34 protein-coding genes are annotated in these 26,501 nt (G+C 37.3%); 1 reads left to right on the forward strand and 33 read right to left on the reverse strand.

What is annotated here, in order from left to right:
* Nucleotides 1-398: 398 nt before the first annotated feature.
* The 30 genes from FIU87_RS10905 to FIU87_RS11050 form a co-directional block, all read right to left on the reverse strand.
* Complete coding sequence (locus tag FIU87_RS10905; RefSeq protein WP_152444620.1) at nucleotides 399-992, reverse strand: dienelactone hydrolase family protein; 594 nt, start codon at nucleotides 990-992, stop codon at nucleotides 399-401.
* A 187-nt stretch (nucleotides 993-1,179) separates the two neighbouring features.
* Complete coding sequence (locus FIU87_RS10910) at nucleotides 1,180-1,524, reverse strand: short-chain dehydrogenase (protein WP_152444621.1); 345 nt, start codon at nucleotides 1,522-1,524, stop codon at nucleotides 1,180-1,182.
* A gap of 110 nt (nucleotides 1,525-1,634) precedes the next feature.
* Nucleotides 1,635-1,871, reverse strand: coding sequence for a DUF2651 family protein (locus tag FIU87_RS10915; RefSeq protein WP_152444622.1), 237 nt, complete (start codon nucleotides 1,869-1,871; stop codon nucleotides 1,635-1,637).
* Nucleotides 1,872-2,052: 181 nt separating this feature from the next.
* Nucleotides 2,053-2,568 carry a hypothetical protein gene (locus FIU87_RS10920; RefSeq protein WP_152444623.1) on the reverse strand — a complete coding sequence of 172 codons (516 nt, stop codon included), beginning with the start codon at nucleotides 2,566-2,568 and terminating at the stop codon, nucleotides 2,053-2,055.
* 244 nt (nucleotides 2,569-2,812) lie between these two features.
* Complete coding sequence (locus FIU87_RS10925; RefSeq protein WP_060667117.1) at nucleotides 2,813-2,995, reverse strand: hypothetical protein; 183 nt, start codon at nucleotides 2,993-2,995, stop codon at nucleotides 2,813-2,815.
* A 93-nt stretch (nucleotides 2,996-3,088) separates the two neighbouring features.
* Nucleotides 3,089-3,613 carry a HEAT repeat domain-containing protein gene (locus FIU87_RS10930; RefSeq protein WP_152444624.1) on the reverse strand — a complete coding sequence of 175 codons (525 nt, stop codon included), beginning with the start codon at nucleotides 3,611-3,613 and terminating at the stop codon, nucleotides 3,089-3,091.
* Between the two features lie 109 nt (nucleotides 3,614-3,722).
* Nucleotides 3,723-4,190, reverse strand: coding sequence for a hypothetical protein (locus tag FIU87_RS10935; RefSeq protein ID WP_152444625.1), 468 nt, complete (start codon nucleotides 4,188-4,190; stop codon nucleotides 3,723-3,725).
* A gap of 220 nt (nucleotides 4,191-4,410) precedes the next feature.
* Nucleotides 4,411-4,854: a hypothetical protein gene (locus FIU87_RS10940; protein ID WP_152444626.1), complete on the reverse strand. Its 444-nt coding sequence runs from the start codon at nucleotides 4,852-4,854 to the stop codon at nucleotides 4,411-4,413.
* A 149-nt stretch (nucleotides 4,855-5,003) separates the two neighbouring features.
* Nucleotides 5,004-5,576 carry a hypothetical protein gene (locus FIU87_RS10945; protein WP_152444627.1) on the reverse strand — a complete coding sequence of 191 codons (573 nt, stop codon included), beginning with the start codon at nucleotides 5,574-5,576 and terminating at the stop codon, nucleotides 5,004-5,006.
* Nucleotides 5,577-5,684: 108 nt separating this feature from the next.
* On the reverse strand, nucleotides 5,685-6,116 hold the full coding sequence (locus tag FIU87_RS10950) for an NUDIX hydrolase (RefSeq protein ID WP_152444628.1): 432 nt from the start codon (nucleotides 6,114-6,116) through the stop codon (nucleotides 5,685-5,687).
* 184 nt (nucleotides 6,117-6,300) lie between these two features.
* The gene (locus FIU87_RS10955) at nucleotides 6,301-6,879 is read right to left on the reverse strand and encodes a GNAT family N-acetyltransferase (protein ID WP_152444629.1); all 579 of its coding nucleotides are present in this window, start codon (nucleotides 6,877-6,879) and stop codon (nucleotides 6,301-6,303) included.
* A 118-nt stretch (nucleotides 6,880-6,997) separates the two neighbouring features.
* A complete protein-coding gene (locus FIU87_RS10960) occupies nucleotides 6,998-7,795 on the reverse strand; it encodes a leucine-rich repeat domain-containing protein (RefSeq protein ID WP_152444630.1) in 798 nt (265 codons plus the stop codon).
* Between the two features lie 327 nt (nucleotides 7,796-8,122).
* Entirely contained in the window at nucleotides 8,123-8,395 is a 273-nt protein-coding gene (locus FIU87_RS10965) for a hypothetical protein (protein ID WP_152444631.1), read from the reverse strand.
* A 163-nt stretch (nucleotides 8,396-8,558) separates the two neighbouring features.
* A complete protein-coding gene (locus FIU87_RS10970) occupies nucleotides 8,559-9,044 on the reverse strand; it encodes an SMI1/KNR4 family protein (protein WP_152444632.1) in 486 nt (161 codons plus the stop codon).
* Between the two features lie 397 nt (nucleotides 9,045-9,441).
* Entirely contained in the window at nucleotides 9,442-10,317 is an 876-nt protein-coding gene (gene paaX, locus FIU87_RS10975) for a phenylacetic acid degradation operon negative regulatory protein PaaX (RefSeq protein ID WP_152444633.1), read from the reverse strand.
* A 112-nt stretch (nucleotides 10,318-10,429) separates the two neighbouring features.
* Nucleotides 10,430-11,638, reverse strand: a complete 1,209-nt coding sequence (locus FIU87_RS10980; protein WP_152444634.1) for an acetyl-CoA C-acyltransferase — start codon at nucleotides 11,636-11,638, stop codon at nucleotides 10,430-10,432.
* Nucleotides 11,639-11,650: 12 nt separating this feature from the next.
* Nucleotides 11,651-12,505 carry a 3-hydroxyacyl-CoA dehydrogenase gene (locus FIU87_RS10985; protein ID WP_152444635.1) on the reverse strand — a complete coding sequence of 285 codons (855 nt, stop codon included), beginning with the start codon at nucleotides 12,503-12,505 and terminating at the stop codon, nucleotides 11,651-11,653.
* Nucleotides 12,506-12,583: 78 nt separating this feature from the next.
* Nucleotides 12,584-14,101 (reverse strand): aldehyde dehydrogenase family protein, encoded by a 1,518-nt coding sequence (locus FIU87_RS10990; RefSeq protein ID WP_152444636.1) that lies wholly within the window; start codon nucleotides 14,099-14,101, stop codon nucleotides 12,584-12,586.
* A 22-nt stretch (nucleotides 14,102-14,123) separates the two neighbouring features.
* Complete coding sequence (locus FIU87_RS10995; RefSeq protein WP_152444637.1) at nucleotides 14,124-14,897, reverse strand: enoyl-CoA hydratase-related protein; 774 nt, start codon at nucleotides 14,895-14,897, stop codon at nucleotides 14,124-14,126.
* Between the two features lie 12 nt (nucleotides 14,898-14,909).
* The gene (locus tag FIU87_RS11000; RefSeq protein ID WP_152444638.1) at nucleotides 14,910-15,689 is read right to left on the reverse strand and encodes an enoyl-CoA hydratase/isomerase family protein; all 780 of its coding nucleotides are present in this window, start codon (nucleotides 15,687-15,689) and stop codon (nucleotides 14,910-14,912) included.
* Nucleotides 15,682-15,990, reverse strand: a complete 309-nt coding sequence (locus FIU87_RS11005; protein WP_152444639.1) for an EthD family reductase — start codon at nucleotides 15,988-15,990, stop codon at nucleotides 15,682-15,684. Before FIU87_RS11005 ends, FIU87_RS11000 begins: the two co-directional genes overlap by 8 nt.
* Nucleotides 15,991-16,044: 54 nt before the next feature.
* Nucleotides 16,045-16,530, reverse strand: a complete 486-nt coding sequence (paaD, locus tag FIU87_RS11010; protein ID WP_172971161.1) for a 1,2-phenylacetyl-CoA epoxidase subunit PaaD — start codon at nucleotides 16,528-16,530, stop codon at nucleotides 16,045-16,047.
* A 19-nt stretch (nucleotides 16,531-16,549) separates the two neighbouring features.
* Nucleotides 16,550-17,371 carry a 1,2-phenylacetyl-CoA epoxidase subunit PaaC gene (gene paaC, locus FIU87_RS11015; protein ID WP_152444640.1) on the reverse strand — a complete coding sequence of 274 codons (822 nt, stop codon included), beginning with the start codon at nucleotides 17,369-17,371 and terminating at the stop codon, nucleotides 16,550-16,552.
* Nucleotides 17,368-17,715, reverse strand: coding sequence for a 1,2-phenylacetyl-CoA epoxidase subunit PaaB (paaB, locus tag FIU87_RS11020; protein ID WP_152444641.1), 348 nt, complete (start codon nucleotides 17,713-17,715; stop codon nucleotides 17,368-17,370). Before paaB ends, paaC begins: the two co-directional genes overlap by 4 nt.
* Before the next feature lie 14 nt (nucleotides 17,716-17,729).
* Nucleotides 17,730-18,641 carry a 1,2-phenylacetyl-CoA epoxidase subunit PaaA gene (gene paaA, locus FIU87_RS11025; protein WP_253905583.1) on the reverse strand — a complete coding sequence of 304 codons (912 nt, stop codon included), beginning with the start codon at nucleotides 18,639-18,641 and terminating at the stop codon, nucleotides 17,730-17,732.
* A gap of 142 nt (nucleotides 18,642-18,783) precedes the next feature.
* Nucleotides 18,784-20,073 carry a phenylacetate--CoA ligase family protein gene (locus tag FIU87_RS11030; protein WP_152444643.1) on the reverse strand — a complete coding sequence of 430 codons (1,290 nt, stop codon included), beginning with the start codon at nucleotides 20,071-20,073 and terminating at the stop codon, nucleotides 18,784-18,786.
* Nucleotides 20,074-20,247: 174 nt separating this feature from the next.
* Nucleotides 20,248-20,913: a bacillithiol biosynthesis deacetylase BshB2 gene (gene bshB2 / locus FIU87_RS11035; protein WP_152444644.1), complete on the reverse strand. Its 666-nt coding sequence runs from the start codon at nucleotides 20,911-20,913 to the stop codon at nucleotides 20,248-20,250.
* Nucleotides 20,914-20,928: 15 nt separating this feature from the next.
* Nucleotides 20,929-21,270, reverse strand: a complete 342-nt coding sequence (locus tag FIU87_RS11040) for a YojF family protein (protein WP_152444645.1) — start codon at nucleotides 21,268-21,270, stop codon at nucleotides 20,929-20,931.
* A 222-nt stretch (nucleotides 21,271-21,492) separates the two neighbouring features.
* Nucleotides 21,493-22,086, reverse strand: a complete 594-nt coding sequence (locus tag FIU87_RS11045) for an alpha/beta hydrolase (RefSeq protein ID WP_152444646.1) — start codon at nucleotides 22,084-22,086, stop codon at nucleotides 21,493-21,495.
* 86 nt (nucleotides 22,087-22,172) lie between these two features.
* Complete coding sequence (locus FIU87_RS11050; protein WP_152444647.1) at nucleotides 22,173-23,297, reverse strand: hypothetical protein; 1,125 nt, start codon at nucleotides 23,295-23,297, stop codon at nucleotides 22,173-22,175.
* A 130-nt stretch (nucleotides 23,298-23,427) separates the two neighbouring features.
* Between FIU87_RS11050 and FIU87_RS11055 the strand changes: the two genes are divergently transcribed.
* Nucleotides 23,428-24,159, forward strand: coding sequence for a ZIP family metal transporter (locus tag FIU87_RS11055; protein ID WP_152444648.1), 732 nt, complete (start codon nucleotides 23,428-23,430; stop codon nucleotides 24,157-24,159).
* Nucleotides 24,160-24,202: 43 nt separating this feature from the next.
* Here the strand turns inward: FIU87_RS11055 and FIU87_RS11060 are convergent, their stop codons facing one another.
* From FIU87_RS11060 to deoD, 3 genes are all read right to left on the reverse strand, one after another.
* Entirely contained in the window at nucleotides 24,203-25,069 is an 867-nt protein-coding gene (locus FIU87_RS11060; RefSeq protein WP_152444649.1) for a M15 family metallopeptidase, read from the reverse strand.
* A gap of 107 nt (nucleotides 25,070-25,176) precedes the next feature.
* On the reverse strand, nucleotides 25,177-25,578 hold the full coding sequence (locus FIU87_RS11065; protein WP_152444650.1) for a secondary thiamine-phosphate synthase enzyme YjbQ: 402 nt from the start codon (nucleotides 25,576-25,578) through the stop codon (nucleotides 25,177-25,179).
* A 60-nt stretch (nucleotides 25,579-25,638) separates the two neighbouring features.
* Entirely contained in the window at nucleotides 25,639-26,343 is a 705-nt protein-coding gene (gene deoD / locus FIU87_RS11070) for a purine-nucleoside phosphorylase (protein ID WP_152444651.1), read from the reverse strand.
* Between the last annotated feature and the right edge of the window lie 158 nt (nucleotides 26,344-26,501).

Here is a 26,501-nt window from a genome sequence, read left to right on the forward strand (position 1 = left end):
ACAAGAATAGTAAGTATTATGTGTAACACAATTTGATCCCCCATGGTGAGCATCAGCTCCAAGCGGACTCACAAAAAAAGTTGTTACTAGTAAAGCACTACATAAAAACATAGTTAATTTCTTGTTACATAGAATATAACCTCTGCTTTTACATTTTTGGTATTAACTCCCAATATCAGGCTACCTTTTTCCTAATACCTTTTCAATAGTTTTTAGAAAATTAATAATATTCTTATAGGAATATATAAGCAATACGCCTTATTTAGTATTTTTCCACGTCTTGCATATCTTATAATTTCAAGAAGCTCGACCATATTCCCTTCGTCCTAAAGAGTCTTCTTTGAAAAAAGAGCGCTAATCCTTGTTACAGGATCGCGCCCGAATGTGGAATAAACAACTCAGTTCGTTTTAATGAAGTTTAATGTTTCTCTAAATGTATATTGTGCTGATTCTACATTGTATTTAGGTGAATATGGATCGCCAAATCCGTGGTGACCCTTGCATATATGTACATCTATATTCTTTTTATCTAATGTTAAAATTAGTTCATCAACATTAAATGATTTTTCTTCTTTCGGGAAAAATAGCAGTGTTGAACATTTTGGAGATATATTAACATAGTCTCTAATACGTGAACCATAGTATCCAACAATACCTTCGACACACTCTTCCTTACTACACAACCAAGCAACAGTTGCCCCTACACTAAATCCAATGATAAATATTTTTGAGTACTCATCTTGATTATCTAATATTATATTTTTTACTTTTTGTAGTGTATTTGTGAAACCTACAACATCCATAAAATTACGATAAGCTTCTTCCTCTTGTGAATAGTCAAAAGGTATTTCTTGTTCTAATAAATTTGGACAAATCACATCAAAATTTTGTTCTGATAATAACTCACATAAATCTGTCATATGTTGGTTAATACCATAAATTTCGTGTACTACAATAATTAAATTTTCAGATTTGTTTTGTATTTTTATCACCTTTTACACTCCTATAATGATTTTCACTCGTTTAATTAATACCATATTAATTCATTCTTCTACCAATCTGCCCTTTTGTTAAATAACAAAGGCGATGCCCCTAATTTATGCATCGCCCCCGATTTACGAAGACGATTAATTCTTGTCTTATTGAAGAAAGGCGCCCGATTTTTAAATATACTATTATTTAAATCCCGAAGTGGATCATATATCTCTTTTCTTCATTTGATTTAGAAACTTTTGCTGCTAAGTCTGTAAGATTGCTTGACTCTTTGAAACTCGGAGAAGATACAATAACTTCATAAAATAATGTTAAAGATTCTGGTGGAATAATCGTAACTCCACAATATGCTAGTCCGAATCCTAGTCTTTCATACGAATGGAAATAGCTCTTCATCATTTTTAAGCTCTCTGAAAAGTTTTGAATGAGATCATCATCCACTGAAATACAACTATATTCTTCTGGAGAGTAGTAACTATAATCTTTTCGAATATTAAAATCCTCAATAATTCCAAACTCATGAAACGGCATAATTTTATATCCCCTTTCACATTTATTAGTTATTCGCTAGAGAATGAAATATAAGTCCTCGCTGTAGTTAAACATTTGCGCCCGATAATTGAATAAAGGTGTATTGCCTCTTATCGGATAAATAGCCATTTGGTAAATTTTACCATCAAACTAATAACGAGCGAAAGAATTGTATAAATCACTACCCAGATAAAGAATGATTCATTAAATAATGTAAACATTAAGATTGCAAAAACAACTAATGTTAACGCTGGAACTATAAACCACTTTTTAAACAAAAGAATCCCAATGATTGAAGCTACAATAACAGCAGCAGGGAAAATGAAAAGTACCAATAAAAATTCCATTTTTTTCACCTCATTTTATTAAGTCCATCGGAGAGTTCCTCAACAATTTAGCTCGAATACGGCGCAACCGTTTAAAACAATCGCGCCCTATAGTTGAGGATCTTCAATTAATATCTTATTAAAGAAAAGCCCCTAGATTGCTGAAGATTGTTATTGAACTAAAGCACCCTTTAGTTGAAGTTCAAACTTTTTCAATTCCATTTCCAGTTACAATAAAATGATAATTATTTTTTTTCCGATTAAAGAGTCTCCAATGTTCACTTTGTTCATCTTCTTCGGAACTATCTGGAAATACTTCTAAATTGTAACCCCCAGACAAGGTAACATTAAATCCACCGACTTCATCAGAAACAATTTGTAAAACTTCTATTTGTCTATTGTCTTTTGTAAAATGTTTAATACGTTCATCAAATCTATTGTTGCCTTGTATATCCCAGTCGAAATCCTCATTTTTTTCAACCCATTGTGAGTATGGAGTATAGAAATCCCTAGAAGCAACAACAATTTTGTTTCCTAAAGTAATTCTCCACGAACATTGGATATGTAAAGCATATTCTGCTGTTTCCTCGGTTCTGCTCCTTCGGACTATTTGAACTATGTCCCCAAAACCAAGCCAAAAGAGGTTTGATGCCCGTCCTGCATACTGTAATTTCAAACCAACTAATTTTCCTATTTGAGATTTAATTTCTTCTCTCATACCTGACCCCTTTAATACAGAAATTTAGACTAACATATTCTAAATTTACCATCTATCATTCTTGAACTAAACTGCCCTTTAAATTAATACCAATTATTTCAAATATCCTCAGATCTGACAATCATTTTTCAAGACAAAAAGGACGCAATATTAGATTATTGCGCCCAATTGCGGAAGATTCGATTCCAAGATAACTATACATTTCTTCAACTATAGCCCTAGGTTGTTTAATAAAGATTGAATGTTATGTTAGTTTTTTTGTTCTTGATAAAATCTCTGAAACACCTATCGCTATACCTGCATTAAGCATTACTAATAAAGAACCTACCATTGTGGTACCTTCATAATCAGAAAAAAAATTCATTACAAAAAATATAAAACTAAAGAAAAATACGATAATACCAAATACAAATAAAAACCTATCCATATAACTCACTCCTATATAGCTTTTTCTTAAGGCCTACTATGCTGCAATCGCTCCTAGATTGCTTAAGATCGTTATTGTAGATCACACACTAGTTCAATAAGGTGATTGAATAACTATATTTTTCTTTAAGGAGAATAACATTTCTAAAGCATCTGAGAGTATATCCTGTTGTCTTTCTATTTCATCTAGTTCTTTCTTTACTTTTAATATACAATTTAATAGAACTTCATCGTCAATTTTTGATTTAATACTTTCTTCGATTAGTTGATAAGAATTCATTTGGACTTCGTAGTTACCTGTTAGCAAATGATAAATCAGTGTTTCAAGGTGGGGCGAACAATCGAATGGCTTCAATGCATAAAGCAAGGTACCTCTATACCCCAAAGTTTTCGGGTCATTTATCATTTCTATTAATGGTTCTACTGCTACTTCGTTTCTAATATCACTTAGGGAAAGTGCAATTGAATTTCTTAACATATGATTATGAGTGCATTTTAAATAATGTATGAGTAGGGGAATAGCTTCATTTTGTTTATTTTTCCCGATTTGCTCTAACAAACTGTATACTACATCTTGATTATCATTTTCTAATGCTTTTCGTAACAATTCTATTTCCATTTATTAAAACCCCTTCATCTAACTTTGTTCAGCAAAAGCAGCCATTACACGCAATAAACGCGTTACTAAATAAAAGCCCTATTTTCTTTAATAAAGAGATTGATAATCGTTACTTTCTTAAAAGTCGTAACAGTTGCAGTCCATCAGACGGATGACCATTTAAAGACCCCATCCAACGAGGATAAGTCATAGGAAATATTGTAAAAAAAAACATGGAAAGATTTAAATATGTTGCTCCTAAAAAAAATAAACGTAAATCTCCTTGAGGTACCAAAAACGCTATCAATCCAAATATAAACACAAGTAATAACGACATGACAGGTCCACCTGCCAAAGCTCCAATCCTCTGACTTTTGTTTAAATTTCCTTTCCAATAAGCGAAGCCTACATATGACCAAACTATATGAAAGTGAAGCCTTCCTATACTGAAGTTTTCTTTATTTTCCTTATTTCTTTTTCCAAGATAAATATGCACGTCAGACTTTGAAAGGGAAACAACTCCTAAACCATGACCTATTTCATGCAATAGGACACATATTGGGATAACCAAAATATAAAAAAGTATAAATAATAGCATTTTAATCCCCCTTACTTAATATTGTTCTTACTCAACAATCCTGCCTTTTAACTTAATACCAATTATTTCAAATATCCTCAGATCTGACAATCATTTTTCAAGACAAAAAGGACGCAATATTAGATTATTGCGCCCGATTGCTGAAATTGTAATATGACATACATCGGGAGGTGATATTGCAGATACGTCCCCCTTGAAGTTTTAAAAAAAATCTTATTTCTTATGGATGCTCTATGGTCTCAGCAAACAAATCAAGCATATACTCTCTATTATTTTCTGCTCCTTCTTCTGCATCTTCATCATCAAGTTCGTCATCAATCCATTGATAATAGTGTCCTAACTCATGAGCAAACGTTCCAAGAATAGCCCAGAGAGCATTATCTTGACCACTCTCTCCAAGTAATTCTGAATAGTCACCAGTAGCGATCCTTATATATGGTTCTTCATTTTTGTAGTAGGGTCCAAAAAATGTACCCGATACTAATTCTTTATCAGTCTGACTTTTAATTTGATAATCTTTTTTTAGATAAACAACAACTCGAATAGGAAATTCAAATTCTTTCCTTAACCATTTTGCAAATCCCAGACAAGCCCTTCTAACTTCTGAATGAACTCCTTGTTCACATCTTATTCTTAACCCTTGTCGTGGGTAACCGTTTTTCATATAACCACCTCTAGCCCCTGTTTCAATAACCAGCCATTAAACTAAATAAAATTATGTCTAATTTTCATCACTTTTAAATGAAACATTCGATTAAATGGCACTAAATTCAAATAAGTGCTGTTCATTGCTGCAGGAAAGCGCCATATTGTTTAATAAGACTTGTTAATTTCTTGTAATAATAATTCTAAATCGAAATTTATATTGCTTCTTGTTTCTTCGTCAAACTCTCCCATTTCTTGTTTTACAGGGTATTTCTGTTTTTTCATTATATAGTGCTTTAATTTTAAAAAGGAACTTAAGGGAAAATCAAAATCATACCATTCTTCTCTGTAACCAATAATTCCGTGTCTTTTTATTAGGGCATCTATTTCAATCAAAACAGTTCTTAAAAAATCATCATACGGGTACTCAGTTTTTATTAATGTTCGAGAGTTTTCTTTGTTGTATTCATCTTCAAAATACATTACCTCAACAATTAGTTTGTGATTTGCTTTTAATTCAAAAGACCACACAATTCCCTCTGGTTCACCCTGCCATTCACATTCAGTTTTTTTCATTACCTCATCTTTAGGAACACAAAAAGAATTTAAATACATTAATGATTTTAGAAAGTCATCTAAACAGTCAGTTAAATAACTTGCTGTAAACTCCAATTTTTGCGAGTTAACTTCAACAATGCAAGTTGCCCATCCAATTCCACTAAGATAATATTTGAACTCCATTAAACCTCACCTTATCTGATATAAAACCAACTATTTTTCTCTTACAATTCGTTCTTTTTACTTTAGAAACGCGCCCGATTGTTGAAGATAAGTTTTAAGAAAAACGTACTATACAAACAAGTCTTTATCGGAGAATAGCTTGTCTTTAACATAATTTACTTGCTCTATCATATGACCTATATTTCCTTCTCCAGCATATAAGGACATATCAAAAAAGTTATTATCTAAATTAGACCAATAAAGAATATTTTCATTTCCAGAAACTAGTACATCTCGTTTTAATCTACCAACATATACTTCAACATAACAATCTTGTAGAAAGTATTTAAAATCCATTAAGTGATGAAGATTTATGTCCTCACTGGAAATATTAGTTTCTTCATGAAGTTCTCTATAAGCAGCATCTATACCTTTTTCTCCATCTTCAATTTTTCCGCCTACTAAATTACTTAAGCCTTTATAAGGGTTTTTCAATCTTTCACACATTAACAACTTGTCCATATCTTTGTTATAAACCATCAATACATTATAACCTTGCATATTATCACTTCCTTGTTGAATTAGACTACCCTACTGGTTAATGCCAATTATTTCATAAGCTAAAAATTCCTACAATAAACTATTTTTCTATTTAGCCCATATAAAAACGAGCGCTGATCCTTGTTCCTGGATCGCGCCCGATAATTGAATACAATTATTGTTTAATATGGATAGGTATTTCAAATTAAAAATACTTTTCAAAACAAACGCACTGATGAATTCGTTTATTATTTTTAAATTGGTCAATTTCGTTCCCGACATAGTGAGCAAAAGCATTTATTACGTATAGATTGTGCACGTTTTTTTGAATTTTATTGTCCATTTCATCGCCTTCAAAATATACGTGGTAATACGATTCAACCATATTAAAATTCATAGATTGATACCAGTTTTGAACCCATAGATCATCTCTTGTCCAAGCCTCAAAACGATTTAAGCCAATTTTCTTAGCTTTATATTCTGCCGCACTCAGTAGTTGTTGACCGATTCCTTGCCTATAAAAATCAGGGTGTACTGCAATGTGCCAAATCATTCCGCCTAGCCCTTTACCCCTAGAGCAAACTGATCGTTCTTTTTTTTCATATTCGATATCAATAAGCCCAACAATTTGGCCATCTAATTCTGCAACGAGCTCAATTGCAGGATTTTCATATTGTTCTTTCTTATTTAACACATTATCAAAATAGGCTGTTTGTAAAAAAGCAAGTGTTCGGCATCTTACCCATCCAATTTCATCATTAGCTGTGTATCCTCTAATAATCACTTATTTCCTCCTGATTTTAGGAACAACGCAATTTTAGCGGTAATGATACGCTTATCCTTTAAATTAAGTTCACCCCGTAAAACATCTAATCCACCTGGTATTTAACAAGATAATTTTATTAAGTATACTGCTCTTTATGCTTCTCTTGGAACACTTTAAAAACATCCTCATATTTTTGGAGCTTTTTTGTATCGGTAGATGAGTTCAAAAAAGGTTTGCGTTTACCAATAACCATAATATCTTTTCCATCTATAGGATCGTTTAATTTTACATAAGGCGTGAAATAATTACACTTAGTATTAGGAAGGGCAACGGATAACCTTGCAAACTCTTCTGTCGGGAACTGATTAGATACTTCAAGTTCCTCTAAATTGATTAAATACGATAAAGGCTCCAAGGATTCATCTTTTACCCGTATGTTAGATAAGCCTAAATATTTAAGGGCATTTAGTTGTTTGAGGGGTTCTAGGGTATCAATCTTTAATGTGTTCCATATGCCACCTGATAAATGTAACTCCTCAAGGGCTTGGCAATGCTGTAAAGGGTCCAAACTGTTTATTCTCTTGAAATCTTCAAGGGACAAAGTCTTTAGATTAATATTTTTTTTTAAATCCCACAACTTGGTCGTTTTTGTATTCCAGCATAAATATAATGTTTCAGTACCTGAAAGAAGCTCCAATGAAGATAAATCTTCTACCCTCATTTCGTAAACATAAAGTGTTTTAGGCCTTACAGATTGAAGAATTAAATCAAACTCTTCTTGATTTACACTGAACAACCATAACTTTTCAATACCAGACAAATCCTTCAGTCGTTCAAGATTTTTGGTTTTTCCTTGTATAGCAATCTCAGCTGGAACCTCTTCAAATTGATTTAGATCTTTAATAAAATCTGGTTGTTCTCCAATAGGAAACATTGCTCTTCCCCCAGTAAATTAGATTCGTATTAATTATGATCCTATCTTTTGTTTATGTATAATTACTTTCAATATAATAATTTCTCCTTCATAAAACCTTCTCTTTTCTTCAAATAATTTGCTCTAAAATACAAAATTAGCACCGATTCTTATTTAAGAATTACGCCAGTTTAGGTGAAGTTTAAATTCCTTATATATACGTTCTATGCGCTCATTAGTTCTGAGATTAGGATCATTACTAATGCATTGAAATAAAGCCTTTAGTAAATCGTAGAGGTTAAAATATTCTTCAAAAATTAATTTTGTTTTCAAATCGTACCCTTTTTTTTAAATGTTAATGGATACGTTTTTTTCATCTAATAATTTAAACTCCCACTTATATTCAATCGGTTCATCCAACATTGTAAAATCAATTTCTTTCCTTGGAAACGCAGCCAGATTCGGTACGATCTGATAAACAGAATTTAGTAATTTCTCTAAAGGGTCACTAAATAGGTAGGAACATACGAACTCAAATTTATTTTTATTCGTGCCAATAATGCCTGAAGCCCAAGTATCCCCATTAGTATATTTATATCGAAAATCAATATTGTGGGACATAGCAACCTCTCCTTTTGTTCCAAAATAAACTTCCCTTCAAGGGCGTAACATTTTAATTATAAGTAATCAAGCTAATTCCCTTTTTTAGACCAGAAAATGGAAAGATGTAAAAAAACCCCGTTCCTTAATAAACGCGCCAGTTTAGTACAACAAGCAGTTCAATTTATTCATTATAAGCATCACCCAAATATGTATAATCATCTTGAAGCCAGTAACATTGTTTACCTCTATTCATTACTATACGATCTAAAAATTCTGTAAAGGAATTGGCAATTATAGGGCAACTACCAGGAACACCGTGAATTTCCCAATGGCTATCATAACATCTACCTAATCTTAACGGGTTTAAGTCAATTGTTAAGTAATCATTATTCTTATCACGACCAATAATATACCAATCTGAAGAAATATCATTTTCAGCTTTTTCACCTATTATTACAGGGTTTGCTAATAAAAACTCTTTAGGAGAAACGATTGTTATACCATAATCACAGTTCGTAAATAATTCAATTCGACCACATATTTTATAAAATTCATATAAATCATCTGGTAATAGATGACCTTTTTCTACAACTGGAAAGCCTAAAGGTGAATGAACTTTACAATTTGAGAAGTTTTTCACTTTTTCAATTAAATGTCCAAGTTCCATACTAATCCTTCCTTATTCTAAAAAAATTTAAGACAGCCTAAGCAGCATATTCCTTTTTTTTATGTCATTTCCTTCTTCACAATCTTTAAATTGTTGCTCCACAATATGGCCCTTTAACGGAAGAAGAGATTATTATGGCTTTTTCATTGTTGTTAATACTTTTGTGTCATTTAACGAGGTTTAACCACTATTGTGTCAGGACATTTGTGTCGCCGGTAAAATTTCTAGCTGTTGATTAGAGGTAATGGCGTAGACTCCAGCGCGAAAGATGCATTTGTCTGGAGACACAACAGGAGGATCGTAACTCGCCCTGAGGACGCGGGCGAATTTGAGGCAATCAATAGCGCAGTTCAAAAAAGCCTAAAGTAAAAAAGCACTTCTACATCAGCAGAAATGCTTATTCCATAATGTAAGGATGATTCAATACATCATAACGCTTATCCTTTAATGCGATTTCATTCCCATCCTCAAAAACTTGTTCAAAAAAGCGTGATGCCGGCTCTGCCAACTCTTTATAATACTCACTAAATAGGGAAGCTGCATGGTTTCCAAGCCACATGTCTGGAAGTAATTCTTCCGGTAAACCTGGATCCACAAATAAAAACTTCCGATATTCGTGAACAAGCTTTGTTCTTTCAACAAAGCATTCCGCATCTGACATTTGCCCTTTTCCAATCTTATTCTTGTCGATAATATATTTTTGGCTATAGTCTTGGATGAATTGTTGATAGCGACCATTTATTTCATTCAAATCCCAGCTTTTTAGCACTAGACGCTCGTTTTCATGAGGACCTTGGTATTTGGAAACAAAAAAGTCAACATAGTCTTTAATTTCGTACTTTACCAAAAGGTCATTCACTTGTTTTTCCAACGGATTTGGCGAAATCCAACAACTGTTAGACAGGGTTCCAAACCCACTCCATATTAGTTCTTTCCGAAGCTCATCACGAACATTTCTGATTTCTTCAGGAATCGTGTACATAAGCATCCGCCATTTCCCATCCCACTGTTCGGTTTTCAGCTTAAAGATACGCTTGGCTGCCTCATCTATACGTTTCACACCGCGCTCGGTTAAAAAATAATAGCTTTTATTCCCTTTTTTTTCAGCCTGCACCCAGCCTTGTTTGTTCATACGGGAAATGGCCGCTCTCACTGCTTGGTCGTTATGCCCGAACTCATTTAAAAGTCGAATGAGACTTCCAATCCATATTTTATTGCCATAATGTCGGACATAGTCGCCGTAAAGAGTAAATATCATTGATCTCGTGTTCATTATGTACATCCTCTTCCTTTAAAACAGATAGGTAAATATATTACACAAATTTTATTTTATCAGATTAACGCGTTATAGAAAAGAGATGCCGAAAAATCATAGAGTTTGACCTCTATGATTCCTCTATTCCTTCAACGATTGTTGCAATTCCTTGGCCGACACCTACGCACATGGTAGCCAAACCATACTTGGAGCCTCGTTTTTTCATTTCATGCACGAGAGTGGTTAGGATTCTAGCTCCACTTGCTCCAAGTGGGTGACCAAAAGCAATGGCACCACCGTTGACATTTACCGTTTCTCTGTTTAATTCAAGCTGTTTGATACACTCTAGGCTTTGTGAGGCAAAGGCTTCATTTAGTTCGACAAGATCTAGGTCACCTACGGTTAATCCTGCCCGCTGTAACGCTTTTTGCGTTGCTGCTACAGGACCAATCCCCATAATGGATGGTGTTAATCCTGAAACGGCAGAAGTCACATATTTTGCTAGGGGGGTGACACCAAGTTCCTTTGCTTTTTCCCTGCTCATTAGTAGTAATGCAGCAGACCCGTCATTCACTCCTGACGCATTCCCAGCTGTTACAGTACCGCCCTCAAAAATCGGACGAAGCTTACCTAGTTTTTCAAGGGTCGTTTCTGGCCGAGGATGTTCGTCGATAGAAAAAATCGTTTCATTTCCTTTTCTATCTATCATGCTAACTGGTACAAGTTCGTCGGAAAAACGATTCTCTTCCATCGCCTGTTTCGCTTTTTGTTGACTTTCTATCGCAAACCTGTCTTGGTCTTCTCTAGAAATCTCGTAATTTTTTGCGACATTTTCCGCTGTTTGCGGCATAGAGTCAGAGCCATACATTTTTTCCAGCTCTTTGTTAGTAAATCTCCATCCAATGGTCGTATCGAACATCTCCATATTGCCTCTTGGAAAATCTGCTTCTGGTTTTGCCATCACAAAAGGGGCTCGTGTCATACTTTCTGTGCCACCAGCAATGTAAATATCGCCTTCGCCTGCCATGATGGCTCTTGCTGCATAATTTACCGCATCTAGGCCTGAACCGCATAGACGATTAATGGTTGTTCCCGCAACCTCTACAGGTAAGCCTGCGAGTAAGGCACTCATTCTGGCAACATTACGGTTATCCTCTCCAGCCTGATTCGCGTTGCCAAACACTACCTCTTCTATCTCTTTCGGATTTACAGCCAAATTCCTTGCTAGCAAAGCTTTAATGACAATGGCACCAAGATCATCCGGACGGACAGATTTCAATGCCCCTTTGTATTTCCCTATCGGCGTTCTGCAAGCATCAACAATGACAACTTCTCTCATTCTCTCACCCTCTTAGTTGTTATTTTCGTAATCGTATACACCTTTACCTGATTTCCGTCCGAGACGTCCTGCTTTTACGTATTTTTCAAGTAATGGAGCAGGTCTGTATTTTTCGCCAAGCTTTTCGTGAAGATATTTTAAATTATTTAGTCGTGTATCAAGGCCAACAAGATCACCAAGCTCAAACGGTCCCATAGGATAATTCAAGCCTAATTTAATGGCTTTATCAATTTCTTCTGGTGAACCTACCCCTTCTTGAAGCATATAAAAGGCTTCATTCCCAACAAGGGCACTGATACGACTAGTTACAAATCCTGGGAACTCATTGACTACAACGGTTTCCTTACCCATATTTTCCGCAACCTGTCGAATATAAGCAGCTGTTTCATCACTTGTTTCAAGACCTCTGACAATTTCAACGAGCTTCATTTTATGGACAGGATTGAAAAAATGCATCGCAATTACTTTTTCTGGCCGCTTTGTGAAACTAGCAATTTCGGTAGGACTCATAGTGGAAGTGTTCGATGCAAAATAACACGTCGCAGGAGCTATCGCATCTATTTGTTCAAACACTGATTTTTTAATGGCCATATTTTCAGGGACAGCTTCAATGATAAGGCTAGCATTATCACAAGAATCTTTTAAGCTAGTAGAATAAAAGAGATTTTCACGAAACATTGTAAGTTGTGAATCTGTTACTTTTCCTCTTTCTATTCCCTTTTCATTGATTTTTTCAAGCTCGACTTTGGCACTGTTAAGCTGTTGGTCACTTACATCCACAAGCGTCGTTTGATAGCCACCAAGGGCGCTTACGTAAGCAATGCCACGCCCCATCACGCCAGATCCGATGACAACTATTTTTTCCATATGTAAAATTCCTCCTAACATGTTGTGAAAAAGAGCAAAGAGGACTAGCCTCTTTGCTCTTGAATGGTTGTTATCCCATTAGACACCGAACGGATTTAGTGGACGGCTTCCAAAGTAGGAAATAATACTTTTTGTTTCTGTGTATAAGTCTAATGTTTCAATGCAAAGCTCACGTCCGAAACCAGATTGCTTATATCCTCCAAATGGAGTCCCAGGGAATGCGGAGAATGGGCAATTCACCATAACGATTCCAGCTTGGATTTGTTTTGCAACGCGTGTTGCACGAGCATGGTTTGTAGTCCAAATTGCTGAGCCAAGGCCATATTCGCTATCATTTGCTAGTTTTACTGCTTCCTTTTCGTCACTAAACGGCATCACGACAACAACTGGTCCGAAGATTTCTTCTTTTACTGCTTTCATTTCATGGGTAACTCCTGTAATGATGGTCGGCTCATACCAATATCCATTTTCATAGCCTTCTACATTTGCAACCTTGCCACCAAGTACAACGTTTGCGCCATCTTCTTTGGCAGATTGAACATACCCATCTATCACATCAAGCTGGGCTTGATTGATAACCGCCCCGATATGTGTTTCCTTCGCAAAAGGATCTCCCAATTGAAGCTTCTTAGCTTTTTCCACGAATTTTTCCATGAACACATCATAAATGCTTTCGTGGACATATAAACGGGAGCGTGCTTCACAAGATTGACCGGTGTTATAGAAAATACCAAACAAGGAACCATCCACTGCTGCATCGATATCTGCATCTTCAAACACAACATTTGGAGATTTTCCACCAAGCTCAAGCGTTACACGCTTTAACGTTTGAGAAGCTTTTTCCATAATGTCTTTACCGATTGGCGTGGAGCCTGTAAAAGCAACTTTATCGACATTTGGATGCTCTACTAGATAGTTACCAACCTCAGAGCCTGCTCCAGGAATGATGTTTACCACTCCTTCTGGAACACCAGCTTCCACGCAGATTTCGCCTACTACAATTGCCGTTAAAGGAGTTAAGGTAGCAGGTTTTACTATAACCGAACATCCAACTGCAATGGCAGGTGCGATTTTCCACGCTGCCATCATTAATGGGTAGTTCCATGGAATGATTTGTGCGCAAACGCCAACTGGTTCTTTTTCTGTGAAGTTTTGGAATTGTCCTGGCACATTATTAACGGCACCACGATGGCCAACAATGGCTCCAGCATAGAATTCGAAGTCTTCAATGGCTTGCATTACCTGACCTTGGGCAGCAGATAACGATTTCCCTGTGTCTAGAATCTCTAACTCTACTAGTTCATTAAAACGAGAGCGCATGATCGAAGCAATTTTATTTAAGGTTCTTGCTCTTTTGTTTAACGGTGCAAGTTTCCATTTTCCTTTGTCAAAAGCAAGACGCGCGGCTTGGATCGCTTTTTCCGCATCTTCTTTCCCAGCTTTTGCAATTGTTGCAATCGCTTCACCTGTTGCAGGGTTGTAAGTAGTAAATGTTTCTCCTGAGACGCTGTCCATTCTCTGGCCACCGATAATTAGTTGATAGGAGTCACGCTTCATTTGTAACATTTCCATTTTTTCTTCTTTTACAGTTGCCATTTTCTCATCTCCTAAAAGAATATTATTTACCTTGGAAAGCGGGCTTTCTTTTCTCGATAAAAGAAGTAACTCCTTCTTTATGATCTATAGAAAGTCCGGCAATTCGTTGGCAATATGCTTCATGTTCTAAATAGTCATCATAGTTCATGTTCCAGCCTGCGCTAATAGAACGTTTAATTAGTGCGATGGCTTGAGTTGGCATCGAGGCGATACGCTCGGCAAATCGTGACACTTCTGATTCCCATTCATCCATAGAGAAAACCTTGGTTGCTAGCCCTAGTTCTTTGGCTTCGTCCGCTTTTACTTTTTCACCAAATACAGCAAGTTCTAATGCTTTGGCATTGCCAATGAGCTTAGGGAGAAAATAAAGGTTACCTGAGTCAGGGACAAGGCCTACATGGATAAATGCCTGTACAAAGCTCGCCTTTTCAGAAACTAAGCGAAAGTCGCATGCAAGAGCCAAGCTGAACCCCGCTCCAGCTGCGACGCCATTCACAGCAGCAATCACAGGCTTCTCACATGTAGCAAGCGCTTTCATCATTGGCCCGTATCTTGTGCGAAGAACCTCCCCATGATCCATGTTCTCGTCTACTTCTGCAAGGTCTTGACCAGAGGAGAAAGCTCTTCCTTCGCCTGTAATAACAACCGCTCTTGTTTCAGAATCAGAATTTGCTTGTTTTAGTGCCTTTGCAATCTCTTTGTTCATTTGCTCTGTAAAAGCATTCAGCTTATCTGGTCTGTTCATGATGATCCAAGCAACATTGTTTTTTAGTTCCACACGAATGGTTTCAAACATTGGACTGCCCCCTTATTCGCCTTTAAAGTGTGGCTTGCGCTTTTCCTGAAAAGCACGCATTCCTTCTTTTTGATCTTGTGAGGCAAAAAGCAAATAAAAATTCTTTCTTTCATATTGCATTCCTTCATAAATGGAATAATCCACTGCTTTATGAACGGATTCCTTTATCAGGCGCAAGGAAAGCGGAGGTTGCTTAGCAATCTTGTTAGCAAACTTTACTGTTTCTTCCATTAGAAGTTCGTTTGCGATTACTCGATTAATGACACCATAATGCAAAGCTTCCTTTGCGGTCATTCTGTCACCAGTTAAGAGCCATTCCATTGCTTTTGATTTTCCCATTAGCTTGGTTAACCGTTGTGTCCCACCAGCCCCAGGCATCACACCAAGGCTGATTTCCGGAAAACCAAATTCAGCATTGTGCCCTGCAAAAAGAATGTCACAGCAAAGCGCAAGCTCAAAGCCGCCACCAAGTGCAAAGCCCTGAACCGCACCAACTATTGGTTTTTTCACCCAAGCAAGACGGTCCCATTCGGTAAATTGATTTAATAATTCAAGGTCGATGGCGCTTGCTTCTGCCATCTCGTCAATATCAGCGCCTGCTGCAAAAGCCCGGCCGTTTCCTGAGAGAACAATCACTTTTACCTCATCATTTCGATCAAATTCTTCCATGGTGGTCACAATTTCTGTTACCATTGGACGATTAATCGCATTTAACACCTTTGGACGGTTTAATTTGATGATCCCGATACTGCCTTCAACTGAGACCTCAATAAAACCTAATTCCTTATTCATTCACTTCTTCACCAATCATCAATGTTACAAGGTCACCTGCAAACTTCATAAGATCCTTTCCAGAAGCCTTAGCCTCATCTGTTCTCATTGCTGTTTTTAGTGCATCATGACTGTCGTAATACATTTCACACATTAAATAATATTTTCCTTCGCCACCCATTGGACTACCAACTACTTTTGTCACTTCCATCTTGCGAAGACCAGGGATCTTTGCCGTAATCGGTGCATGTGTATCAAAATAATGTTGATCAAAAGCTTCTTTGTTTTCCGGGTGTTTGTAAAGTGCGATAAGTTTTACCATCGTAAATCTCTCCTTTTATATGTAGTCACCTTACAAAAGGTAAGGTGGTGTAGCTTACATCATGGTTGATACAGGTTTCATTGCTTCAAAGGGGTTCTTGCAGCCCTTGCAATAAAGAATACTTCTGCAGGCGGTAGGCCCAAAGATGTTATCTAAGGTAGTATAGGTGGAGCCACAATAAGGGCAATCTACATGCCATTGTCCTGTTTCATCCATCAGAGGTGGCGGAGCGATTCCAAATTCGATTAGATTCTTTCTGCCCTCTTCTGTAATTCTGTCAGATGTCCAGGGTGGCTGGTATATAAATTCCACCTTCATCTCTTTTACCCCTTCTAAACAGCTTAGTTCTTTTTCTAGATTTTTCTTAATAATGTCTAGTGCTGGGCACCCCATAAAGGTTGGAAGCAATTTTATTTCCAAACACTCGCCATCCAGTTTTACTTCTTCCACCATTCCAAGGTCTACGATACTGATAGAATCAATCTCGGGGTCCTTCACTTTCTGTAGTGCTGCCCATATTTCGTTGTTATTTGTTTGCATTTCACTCAGTCCTTTTGCCTTACCAGACAGCTGCTGGATCACTGTTGTATACTTCCGCTAACGTCTTTAAGGCCTCTTCTAAGTCCGAAGTATGCTCTCCATTTCTCCCATTGCCGCTTTTCATTTTCGTGTTGGTTTCAAGTGATAGGTTGGCTCTTTCAAACATCGCACTCAATTCGGATACAAATCGTTGACGAAGCGCATCTTCTGAATCTAGTAAGTTAAAAGAAGTCATCTTTTCTCCAGATGGCCCAAGATGAATCACACCTTCGAATTCTTCCATCACCAGTTGTATTGCTGCCACCATTCTGCTTTTAGCATCTCCATTTGCATTACATAGTTGGACAAACCAGGTTTTCCAATGTAGAAGATGATAATAGAGCTCCATATTTACTTTAATTGCTATATGCTTTAATGGCTCATAGGAAGAGTTTTTCAAGGATTCGACCTTAATTTTTTTTAGCATGGTGTAAAAACAGTTCCTCACAACGGTGAAGGCCCAATCGTATTTTGGTTCCGTAAGATACGTTCCACTACCATTCACTTTTTCTAGTAAAATAGCATTCACTCTTTCCTTTACACTTCTACCATGGGCAAGAACGTCCATATTTCCTTCACCAAGCTCTTCTAATAGCTGATAGAACATGGATGCATGGCCCATGGTGTCTTGATTTATGGAGGAAAAAGCAACATCCTCTTCAATATGAGGTGCTAATCCTAGCCACTCCGATCCCCTGTAAGCGATGATAAAATCATCATCTGCGAGTTGAAAGAGTAATGAAGTTAGAGCTTGATAATACTCAGAATTTTGTTTCGCCTCTGCAGGGCTTGTAATAATCATTGCTGCTTTTTCCCTCCCCAGGACATGATCTCCTTTTCATCAAGCATGCCTTGTTCATAATGACGCCATTTTTTCTTTAAATAACCATAGCCTTTTGTATTACGATAATCTTTGTTGTCAATTCGTTGTAGGGTTTCTTTTTCCTCTTGGGTCATTTTGCGAATATGTGAACGCTCAATCACCCATATATCCACTGCAGGCTCACGACGCATAAAGTTCTCTTGTGCCATTACAAGCGCGATTTCTTTGTTTGGAGCGAGCAAACTGAATTGATATTGCATGGGAGATGTATGCGATCGTTTGCTGAACACTTCGAATTCCTTATAAAAACCTTTTGTACTCATAAGTTAAGCCCCCTTTACCCTGCGTTTGTTTCGGAGCTTAGTGCTTCTCGAACCCATGCATTATTTTCATGCGCGATGATCCTTAAACGCAATCGATCTTTTGATTTTGGTCCATTGTTTCGGATGATTTCTTTAAAATTGCTCCAGTCTGGCTGCTGATAGATCCATTTCTGTTCCTTTTCGTCATAACGCATGGTTGTATCAGGAAGAGTTAGACCTAGCGAGAGCACGCGAGGAATATATTTGGTGAAAAAGTCCTGTCGCAGCTCTTCATTGCTCTTCGTTCTAATTCCATATTTCATGGTGACATCTTGTTTGGAGGTACCGGTTGTGGAAGCATCTGCCGGGCCAAAGAACATTAATAACGCTTCCCACCATCTGTTGATAGAATCTTGTATCATATCCCGTTGCTCTTTTGTGCCTTCTGCAAGTGCCATAATAATGGCCTCTCCATGCTGAGCATGAAAAACTTCTTCGGCACAAATTCGTTTTAATGATCTCGCGTAAGGGCCGTAGGAGGCATCGAGCATGTTCGTTTGCGAAATAATTGCAGCTCCATCTACAAGCCAGCCAATTAATCCAGCATCTCCCCAAGTTGGCGCTTCCATATGAAACACATTATGAAACTTTAAATCTCCTGAAAATAGATCTTGCATGATTTCTTCTCTAGACTTACCGTAGGGAGCCATTAAGTCCTCCGCTACACGTAGTAAAAGCTGTCCGTGCCCCATCTCATCCTGCACCTTTGCCATGATTCCTAGTTTTCGCTTTAATGTAGGAGCTTTTGGTACCCATTCCTTTTCTGGAAGCGCTCCCATTATTTCGCTGATTGCATGCATGGATATTAATTTAATCAATGTCTTACGGTACTCTTCTGGCATCCAATCATCTGCTTCAATTTTTTCGCCGTTCTGTATGCGCATCATAAAATGTTCGTGCTTTTCATCATCTGTTAAGCGGTCAAACACACTTGCGTTTGTCAAAATGGCCGCCTCCTATTTATAACGTTTATTTAACGTTATTATATATTAATGTTATACGATTATCAACTCAGAAATTTCAGAAATATTAAACCGTCACTTGTCTTTTATCAATCACTCGGACAGCTTTCCCTTCTGAGCGAGGAATTGTTTTTGGTGGAACGATGCTCACTTTCAGTTGTACATAACATGAGGAGTGTAAAGCTCTTTCGATTTTTTTCTCGAGCATCTGCTTATCGTAGTGCTCCATTTTTGCTTCTACAAACACTTCCATCGAATCCAAACTTTTATCTTTCTGGATAACAATTTGGTAGTGAGGGGCAACCTCCTCTATTTTCAACAGAACATGTTCAATTTGTGAGGGATAGACATTGACTCCTCTAACAATCAACATATCGTCCACCCTTCCCTTTACTCGTGACATTTTGGTGGAGGTTCTTCCACATATGCACCTCTCTTTTTTTATGGAAGCAATATCTCCAGTACGGTACCGGATAACTGGCATAGCTTCTTTCGTAAGGGAAGTGAAAACAAGTTCTCCTTCTTCTCCCTCAGGTAAAACTTCCCCAGTGTTTGGATCAATTACTTCTATATAAAAGTGATCTTCAGCCACATGTAGACCATCTTGTGCCTCATGACATTCCATCGCAACTCCCGGTCCAATCACCTCACTAAGTCCATAAATATCGCAAGCCTTAATGTCAAAAGTTTTTTCAAGTGTATGTCGCATCTCCTCTGACCAAGGCTCTGCACCAAAGATTCCGTATTTTAATGAGGTTTCCTTTGGATCAACCCCCATTTCTTTCATTTTTTCTGCGATGTTTAGCATATAGGATGGGGTTCCACAAATCACAGTAGGCTGGAAATCTTGAATAAGCTGGATTTGTCTATCCGTATTTCCCCCAGAAACGGGTGTTGTCATCATTCCGAGTGTTTCACTCCCATAATGAAGGCCAAGACCACCTGTGAAAAGACCATAGCCATAGGCATTATGTAACACCTCGCCTTGTTTTCCTCCAGCCATTGAAATGGCCCTAGCAACGATCCCTCCCCACATATCGATATCATTTTTAGAGTAAGCAACAACTGTTGGTTTTCCGCTAGTACCTGATGATGCGTGCAGTCTGACAATTTCATTAGGAGACAGGGCAAACATTCCGAACGGATAATGGTCTCTTAAATCTTTTTTGGTTGTAAAAGGAAGTTTCTTTATGTCATCTAAGAAGTGAATATCGGAGGGAAGCAGATTATGTTCGAATAGTTTCTTTTGATAAAAAGAGACATTTTTATAGACATGTTGAACCGTTTGCTGAAGCCTGATTAACTGCAAATCTCTTATTTGCTCGTGTGTAAAAGTTTCTACAGCATGTAAAATCATAATAATAACACCTTCCGTTTCTTATATAACGATTTTATGTCGTTATAATTATTTCTGTCACATAAGTAGATTCAACCTAAAAATAACCCCGCACTTAAGTAATGTCAACTGAAAATTCAGATTTTTTTCCGCAAAAAAACAGAAGCAATAATAGTTGCCTCTGTTCACTCTACTTTATCCTTTATATGTCCAAAAAGTTTCCCTGTACAACCAATCTTCAATTTCAGGAGCATTTTCTTGCAATTGTTTTTCCATTAGTTCTACCCAACCACTTGTTTGGGATTTATGTGCCTTGATTGCATTTAGCTTATCTTCTGCCACTGAGCGGATGTCAATGACCACATCTGGTTCTCCTAGTAATTCTACACTGTTTTTTAATATCGCTTTTCCATAAACAGTTGGCCGCGCATCCTCAGGTATCCTATTTACAGCAATGGCTACAGCATTACTCATTGCATCATGATCAGGATGTACGCCGTGACCAGGATAAAAAGTAAGAATAAGGGTTGGCTGCAACTCTTTCAATGCCTCTTCCACAATATCTGCTAAATACTCTTCATCTTCAAATTCCAACGTTTTATCATGAAGACCGAGCATTCTTAAATCCGTAATTCCCATCACTTCACAAGCTTTTAGAAGTTCTTTCTTTCTCACTTCTGGTAATGTTTCTCGATTGGCAAAAAGAGGATTGCCAAGGTTTCTCCCCATTTGGCCTAATGTACCGCATAAATATGTAACAGGAACCCCACTTTGCGTAAAAAGCTTGATTGTTCCAGATGAACTAAAAGCTTCATCGTCAGGATGAGGAAAAACTACTAGTACATGCTTTTCTGCTTCCATCTTCTTCTCTCCTCCCTAAAATGGACTTTCACTAATTTGAAGGGCAACCGCTAATTTCCCCTCAGGATTAAGTCCTGCCATCAGTAATCGGTTTTTGTCATCCACTTCATAATGCGTAACTCCCTCGGCATATACCCAGCCATGGGCAAGTTTAAGACCAACTCTATAAGGACCATTCCCTGCAAGTTTTGCCCTCTCAAATGTAAGTGGAACATTACGGATAAACGCGCCAACTGCCTGGCCGGTATTATGATGTCCAGCGTAAGCACCATTTGTTGTTTCAAGATGAACAAATACGTTTGTATCCACGAATGTATTTAATTGGTCCTGAACCAATTTTTGATCAATAAGCTTCATGGTATCCTCCAATATTAATTATGTATTCTTTATACTAGTGTAATACAGGCGGGTATGGAAAGAAACTTGTTTGCTCACAACAAAAGCGCAATGCGCCTTCTTTGCTAGTCGCTGGCGAATGGAGCTGGACGCTACTACTTTTGTTCCAAATATCCACAAACATGTTTTTTATAATTTCCTAAACATTAAAAAAGAAGTGGGCTATTGCCACTTCTCCATTCCTTAATATTTCTCATACCATTTTTTTGATTCCTGCACTTCAGAAGCAGTCAATTGATGGCCTTGGTTCTCCCAGTATACCGTTACTTCTGAACCTGCAGATTGTAGCATTTCACTCAGTTCCTCTGTTTCACTTGCGGGACATATTGGGTCGTTTTTTCCTGCACCTATAAATACTGGTACTCCATTTAAGTCAGGAAGGTCCATCCCTCTCCTTGGTACCATCGGGTGATAAAGAATAGCCCCTTTTAACGCATCTTTATAATGAAAAAGCAGGCTTCCTGCAATATTCGCACCATTCGAATAGCCTACTGCTACGACGTTTGAGCGTTCAAATTGATATTTTTCTGCGGACTCATCAAGAAAATCATGAAGCTCACTAGTTCGGAATATTAAATCCTCCTCATCAAATATCCCTTCTTGAAGACGTCTGAAAAATCGTGGCATGCCATTTTCCAACACATTGCCTCTTACACTAAGGACAGATGCTTCCCTGTCTATCATTTCTGCAAGCGGCAACAGATCTTCTTCATTTCCGCCTGTTCCATGAAGTAATAACAATACATTTTCCGATCCTTTTTTAAATACATGTTTCACGCCTTATTCCTCCTTCGAATAATATCTTGAATTCGAGATTAATTTAGTATAGTGGAAAAAGGCCATTCCGTCAAACCATTCATCTTTTACCTTATTTGTTTTAAGAGATATTCTAAATCAAGAGCCCATGGTTCTTCTAAAGAAGCACGATACATTTTGAAGGTAACCACTTTTGCATCAGTTCCTGTTGAATCCCTGTGAATATATAGCTTTACCTGAATGGGATAATAAAGCTTCGTATCTGCATCTTGTTTTTCAGGTAGATCTGATAACCTTTTCAACAGTTCGATTTCTTCTAGGTACTTGATATTTTCTGCCAAGGTTGCCCTATTTTTATCATCTAATACCGAGGCAAGAATAAACCAATCATGCTGATGTATCGATAAAACTGCGGCATCGACGATCTCACCTGGGGATAATTTTTCGGTATGATCGAGCCACTCCCCTGCTGCCTTCTTTATCATGATTGAATGGGCATGGTCCATCTTTCTTGACTTGTGTGTAATACTGTCTTGAAAGTGAATACAAAAATGTCCAGGAAAACCATTTTGTAATGCTCCTGCACCGTGTGGCATTCCATGCATAGAAGCAGCATATTTCTCATCTTCTGATAGAATTAATATCGCTCTTCTGTCCCAACTCCACGTACCACGATAAATTTCCTTCATTATTTTCGTATCTTTCTTGGTTAATGGCTGTACATCTGCATGATAAGAACCTGCCCGGCGTTGTACGTGAAAAGACTTTCCTGTATCAAGATCCAATACTTCAAATTTACTGTAACGAGGAAGCACACTGTTTGCTTCATTCCACGTTATTAAATCACCGTAATGCTTGTTATAAAGCTTCTTCATATCCTTTGAGAGTTGCTTCGCTGCTTTATTGGGTAGAATTAATATAGCTTTTTTTTCTTTTACATCATAGATATTCATTTGATGGTCTACTGCATATTTTCTTTTCCCTTTTATCGTAATGAATATATCGGTAGGAGGTACGGGGTAGGTGATTTTCTCCCAATCCCCACGTAAAATAGCCTTTTTCACTTCTTTAGGCAGGCTCATCTTAGTAGAATAGCGAGACTCAGTTGAAGTTTGAGCTTGGTAATAATCCTTTAAGCTTTCAGCTGCCCCCTCATGCGGGAGGAATGAACTAAAAAAGAAACACAGAGATGTTAATGCACAAATGACAAAACCAAAATAAAACTTTTTCACAATAATACCTCCTGAGAAGATCATAAAAAGTACCTTTGTATTTTGTCATAAAGTGAAATAAAGTATGTTGAGTTTTTTTTCGAGCACATTAAGAGTAAATATTTTAATTTGTTAAGTAGGGTGAAAACTAGTGGTTCAGGCATTGATATGGGGAATGGTTGCAGGAGGAGCACTTCTTTTAGGAGCGCTATCGGGCCTATTTTTACCAATTCCAAGAAGAATAACGGCTTTTATAATGGCTTTTGGGACAGGCGTATTAATTGGTGCTGCTTCCTTCGAGCTTTTAGGAAAGATAGAAGAAAAAGCAGGCTACAGTTACGTTATTATCGGATTTTCACTTGGTGCTATTGTGTTTACGGTTTTGGAAATGTTCATTAGTAAAAAAGGCGGAAAAGATAGAAAGCTTTCAAGGCAAAAGCAAGTAAGCTACTCTGGTATGGCAATATTTATTGGCAGCATCATGGATTCTATTCCTGAATCGGTGATCATTGGGGTTAGTTTTCTTAAAACGAATACAGTTAGCTGGGTCATAGTTATTGCCATCTTTATAAGTAATTTTCCTGAGGCTTTATCGAGTTCCATCGGTTTAAAAAAGGATGGCTACTCGATTAAAAAAATTCTATTTATGTGGACGATTGTTTTTGCATTAACCTCTTTAAGCTCCTTTTTTGGGTTTATTGTTTTTCGTGAGTTAAATGCCTTGTATATCTATTTAGTAAGTGGATTAGCTGCAGGAGGAATCATTGCAATGGTGGCTTCGACGATGATGCCAGAAAGCTTTGAAGAAGGTGGACCGGTAGTTGGTTTACTTACAGCTCTTGGTTTGCTTACATCCTTTATTCTTTCTTCTGGAATCATTTAAAACCTCCCCAAAATCCTATTGGGGAGGTAAACGTTGACACTCATTATTGTTTAACTGCTCGGTCAAAAAACTCTTCTAGCGTTAAGTTATTCTCATGGATGTACGCTGCAACTTCTTTTCCTACATAGCGTAAATGCCATGGCTCATATTGATACCCTGTAATTGGTTCTCCCTCTTCAGGATAACGAATAATAAAACCATGCTTACTTGCATGTTCTTTCACCCATTTTCCTTCAGGGGTCTTTCCAAACTCTTCTGTTAAATCAAGTGCTGCACTCCTGCTAGAAATATCCATTGAGAGGCCAGTTTGGTGCTCACTATGTCCAGGAATTGCAGAAACTGCATTTGTTTTCTTTTCCCCCCATTTTTTTATATAGGAGTTATAAATACCATATTGGGTTTCATAGGAGCGATAACCAGAAACAGCAAAAATTTCTACATTTTCAGCTTGTGCAGCTTGAAACAATTGTTCAAGCGCCCTAGCTGCTTCTTCTCGCATGTACTTCTTTTCATAATCCCCTTCAAAGGAAAATGGTACATCTGGAATGGTTAAATCCTTTGGAACATAATCGGCAGGTAATGATTGTTGCTTGTTTACAAGGACCAGCATATTATCTACGTTTTCGATAACCTTCTCATCATTTAAAACCGTGAAATAGGATGCTTCTAATACGTATTGATTTTCATTTTTTTCAGGAATTTCAGGTTGTGATGTATTATTTTTTTCATCCTCTGAGTTTTCTTCGGTTGGTTTTTCTTCAGGGTTTTTTTCTTCTGGTTCATCCGTTATTTCTTCTTGCGTATCATTTGTGAAGTATTCCCAGAACTTCCAGTTGATTTGATCCATTTTATTTGTGCAACCAGTTAATAGCATTAGTATAATTAAGACAGAAAAATGCTTCGTTTTCATTACCTATCACCTTTTTATTATTCTGAAAAAATAAAAGCCCCACGAATGTGAAGCATCTCATTTAGTGTACCATTAAACCTGATTTTCGTAAAAAGTTTTCCCTTCGTTTATCCTTTTAATATGTGAACATGCACTTTTCTCGTACGAGGACCGTCAAATTCACAAAAGAAAATTCCTTGCCATGTTCCTAACACAAGTTTTCCATCTTGAACGATGATTTGCTGTGAGCTCCCCAACGTCATTGCCTTTAAATGTGCTGCCGTGTTACCTTCCATATGTTGATAGTTTGGATGCTCCCAAGGATAGACCTCATTTAGTTTCATTATGACATCAGAAACAACATCTGGGTCCGCATTTTCGTTTATTGTTATCCCTGCAGTTGTGTGAGGACAATACACGGTGATGATGCCAGTTTTTATACCAGATCTTAATAACAATTCCTCGACACTCCTTGTAATATCCTGCCATTCATCACGTTTTCCAGTTTGAAGTTGGAATGAAAAATGCATCTTATTCCTCCTAAACAAAAATACCCATGGCGCAATATCACCTATGGGTATTCGTTGTCATTATTTTTTTATTACAGCTTCAAGTGCTACTTCCATCATGTCACTGAAGGTCGTTTGACGCTCTTCTGAAGTTGTTTCTTCTCCAGTAAGAATATGATCACTTACTGTAAGAACACTCAATGCATTACGTCCGTATTTAGCAGCCAAAGTGTACAGGGCTGCAGATTCCATTTCTATTGCAAGGATTCCGTATTTTGCCCATTTTTCTAGCTCACCATTATCGTTATAGAACATATCTGCAGTAAAAACGTTCCCAACCTTTAAGTTAAGACCCTTTTCCACTCCAACATCATAAGCCTTCTTTAATAATTCAAAGTTAGCTGTAGGTGCATAGTCCACTCCACCAAAAGTAAGGCGGTTCATTTGGGAATCTGTAGATGCGCTCATCGCTAAAATAACATCTCGCACCTTCACGTCTTTTTGAATCGCTCCACACGTTCCAACACGAATCAAATTTTGTACGTTGTACTCGTTCATGAGTTCGTTAACATAAATGGATATGGAAGGAACTCCCATTCCGGTACCTTGAACAGAGATTCTTTCACCTTTATACGTTCCAGTATACCCAAGCATACCTCTTACTTCGTTATAACAAACTGCATCTTCTAAAAATGTCTCTGCAATGTATTTTGCACGCAAAGGGTCTCCTGGCAGTAAAATCGTTTCTGCGATTTCCCCTTGTTTTGCACCAATATGTACGCTCATATTGTAACCTCCTAATAAGACTTACCTTGTCAATTATAACAAAACCTACTATACCATATATTACCCATGTTTCAAAAGAATCTCTCTAAAAAATAGCGCATTCAATTTGTTTTTTTGACGGAAAATATAAAAGCAAGAAATCAGTACAACTGGATGGT

The organism is Bacillus sp. THAF10 (assembly GCF_009363695.1).
GTDB lineage: Bacteria > Bacillota > Bacilli > Bacillales > Bacillaceae_I > Sutcliffiella_A.

Bases quoted from the DNA above. Each gene is read 5' to 3' on its own strand.
- FIU87_RS10910 (WP_152444621.1), bottom strand. From the start codon at position 1,524: ATGCCGTTTCATGAGTTTGGAATTATTGAGGATTTTAATATTCGAAAA.
- FIU87_RS10915 (WP_152444622.1), bottom strand. From the start codon at position 1,871: ATGGAATTTTTATTGGTACTTTTCATTTTCCCTGCTGCTGTTATTGTA.
- FIU87_RS10920 (WP_152444623.1), bottom strand. From the start codon at position 2,568: ATGAGAGAAGAAATTAAATCTCAAATAGGAAAATTAGTTGGTTTGAAA.
- FIU87_RS10925 (WP_060667117.1), bottom strand. From the start codon at position 2,995: ATGGATAGGTTTTTATTTGTATTTGGTATTATCGTATTTTTCTTTAGT.
- FIU87_RS10930 (WP_152444624.1), bottom strand. From the start codon at position 3,613: ATGGAAATAGAATTGTTACGAAAAGCATTAGAAAATGATAATCAAGAT.
- FIU87_RS10935 (WP_152444625.1), bottom strand. From the start codon at position 4,190: ATGCTATTATTTATACTTTTTTATATTTTGGTTATCCCAATATGTGTC.
- FIU87_RS10940 (WP_152444626.1), bottom strand. From the start codon at position 4,854: ATGAAAAACGGTTACCCACGACAAGGGTTAAGAATAAGATGTGAACAA.
- FIU87_RS10945 (WP_152444627.1), bottom strand. From the start codon at position 5,576: ATGGAGTTCAAATATTATCTTAGTGGAATTGGATGGGCAACTTGCATT.
- FIU87_RS10950 (WP_152444628.1), bottom strand. From the start codon at position 6,116: ATGCAAGGTTATAATGTATTGATGGTTTATAACAAAGATATGGACAAG.
- FIU87_RS10960 (WP_152444630.1), bottom strand. From the start codon at position 7,795: ATGTTTCCTATTGGAGAACAACCAGATTTTATTAAAGATCTAAATCAA.
- FIU87_RS10965 (WP_152444631.1), bottom strand. From the start codon at position 8,395: ATGTCCCACAATATTGATTTTCGATATAAATATACTAATGGGGATACT.
- FIU87_RS10970 (WP_152444632.1), bottom strand. From the start codon at position 9,044: ATGGAACTTGGACATTTAATTGAAAAAGTGAAAAACTTCTCAAATTGT.
- paaX (WP_152444633.1), bottom strand. From the start codon at position 10,317: ATGAACACGAGATCAATGATATTTACTCTTTACGGCGACTATGTCCGA.
- FIU87_RS10980 (WP_152444634.1), bottom strand. From the start codon at position 11,638: ATGAGAGAAGTTGTCATTGTTGATGCTTGCAGAACGCCGATAGGGAAA.
- FIU87_RS10985 (WP_152444635.1), bottom strand. From the start codon at position 12,505: ATGGAAAAAATAGTTGTCATCGGATCTGGCGTGATGGGGCGTGGCATT.
- FIU87_RS10990 (WP_152444636.1), bottom strand. From the start codon at position 14,101: ATGGCAACTGTAAAAGAAGAAAAAATGGAAATGTTACAAATGAAGCGT.
- FIU87_RS10995 (WP_152444637.1), bottom strand. From the start codon at position 14,897: ATGTTTGAAACCATTCGTGTGGAACTAAAAAACAATGTTGCTTGGATC.
- FIU87_RS11000 (WP_152444638.1), bottom strand. From the start codon at position 15,689: ATGAATAAGGAATTAGGTTTTATTGAGGTCTCAGTTGAAGGCAGTATC.
- FIU87_RS11005 (WP_152444639.1), bottom strand. From the start codon at position 15,990: ATGGTAAAACTTATCGCACTTTACAAACACCCGGAAAACAAAGAAGCT.
- paaD (WP_172971161.1), bottom strand. From the start codon at position 16,530: ATGCAAACAAATAACAACGAAATATGGGCAGCACTACAGAAAGTGAAG.
- paaC (WP_152444640.1), bottom strand. From the start codon at position 17,371: ATGATTATTACAAGCCCTGCAGAGGCGAAACAAAATTCTGAGTATTAT.
- paaB (WP_152444641.1), bottom strand. From the start codon at position 17,715: ATGAGTACAAAAGGTTTTTATAAGGAATTCGAAGTGTTCAGCAAACGA.
- paaA (WP_253905583.1), bottom strand. From the start codon at position 18,641: ATGATGCGCATACAGAACGGCGAAAAAATTGAAGCAGATGATTGGATG.
- FIU87_RS11030 (WP_152444643.1), bottom strand. From the start codon at position 20,073: ATGATTTTACATGCTGTAGAAACTTTTACACACGAGCAAATAAGAGAT.
- bshB2 (WP_152444644.1), bottom strand. From the start codon at position 20,913: ATGGAAGCAGAAAAGCATGTACTAGTAGTTTTTCCTCATCCTGACGAT.
- FIU87_RS11040 (WP_152444645.1), bottom strand. From the start codon at position 21,270: ATGAAGCTTATTGATCAAAAATTGGTTCAGGACCAATTAAATACATTC.
- FIU87_RS11060 (WP_152444649.1), bottom strand. From the start codon at position 25,069: ATGAAAACGAAGCATTTTTCTGTCTTAATTATACTAATGCTATTAACT.
- FIU87_RS11065 (WP_152444650.1), bottom strand. From the start codon at position 25,578: ATGCATTTTTCATTCCAACTTCAAACTGGAAAACGTGATGAATGGCAG.
- deoD (WP_152444651.1), bottom strand. From the start codon at position 26,343: ATGAGCGTACATATTGGTGCAAAACAAGGGGAAATCGCAGAAACGATT.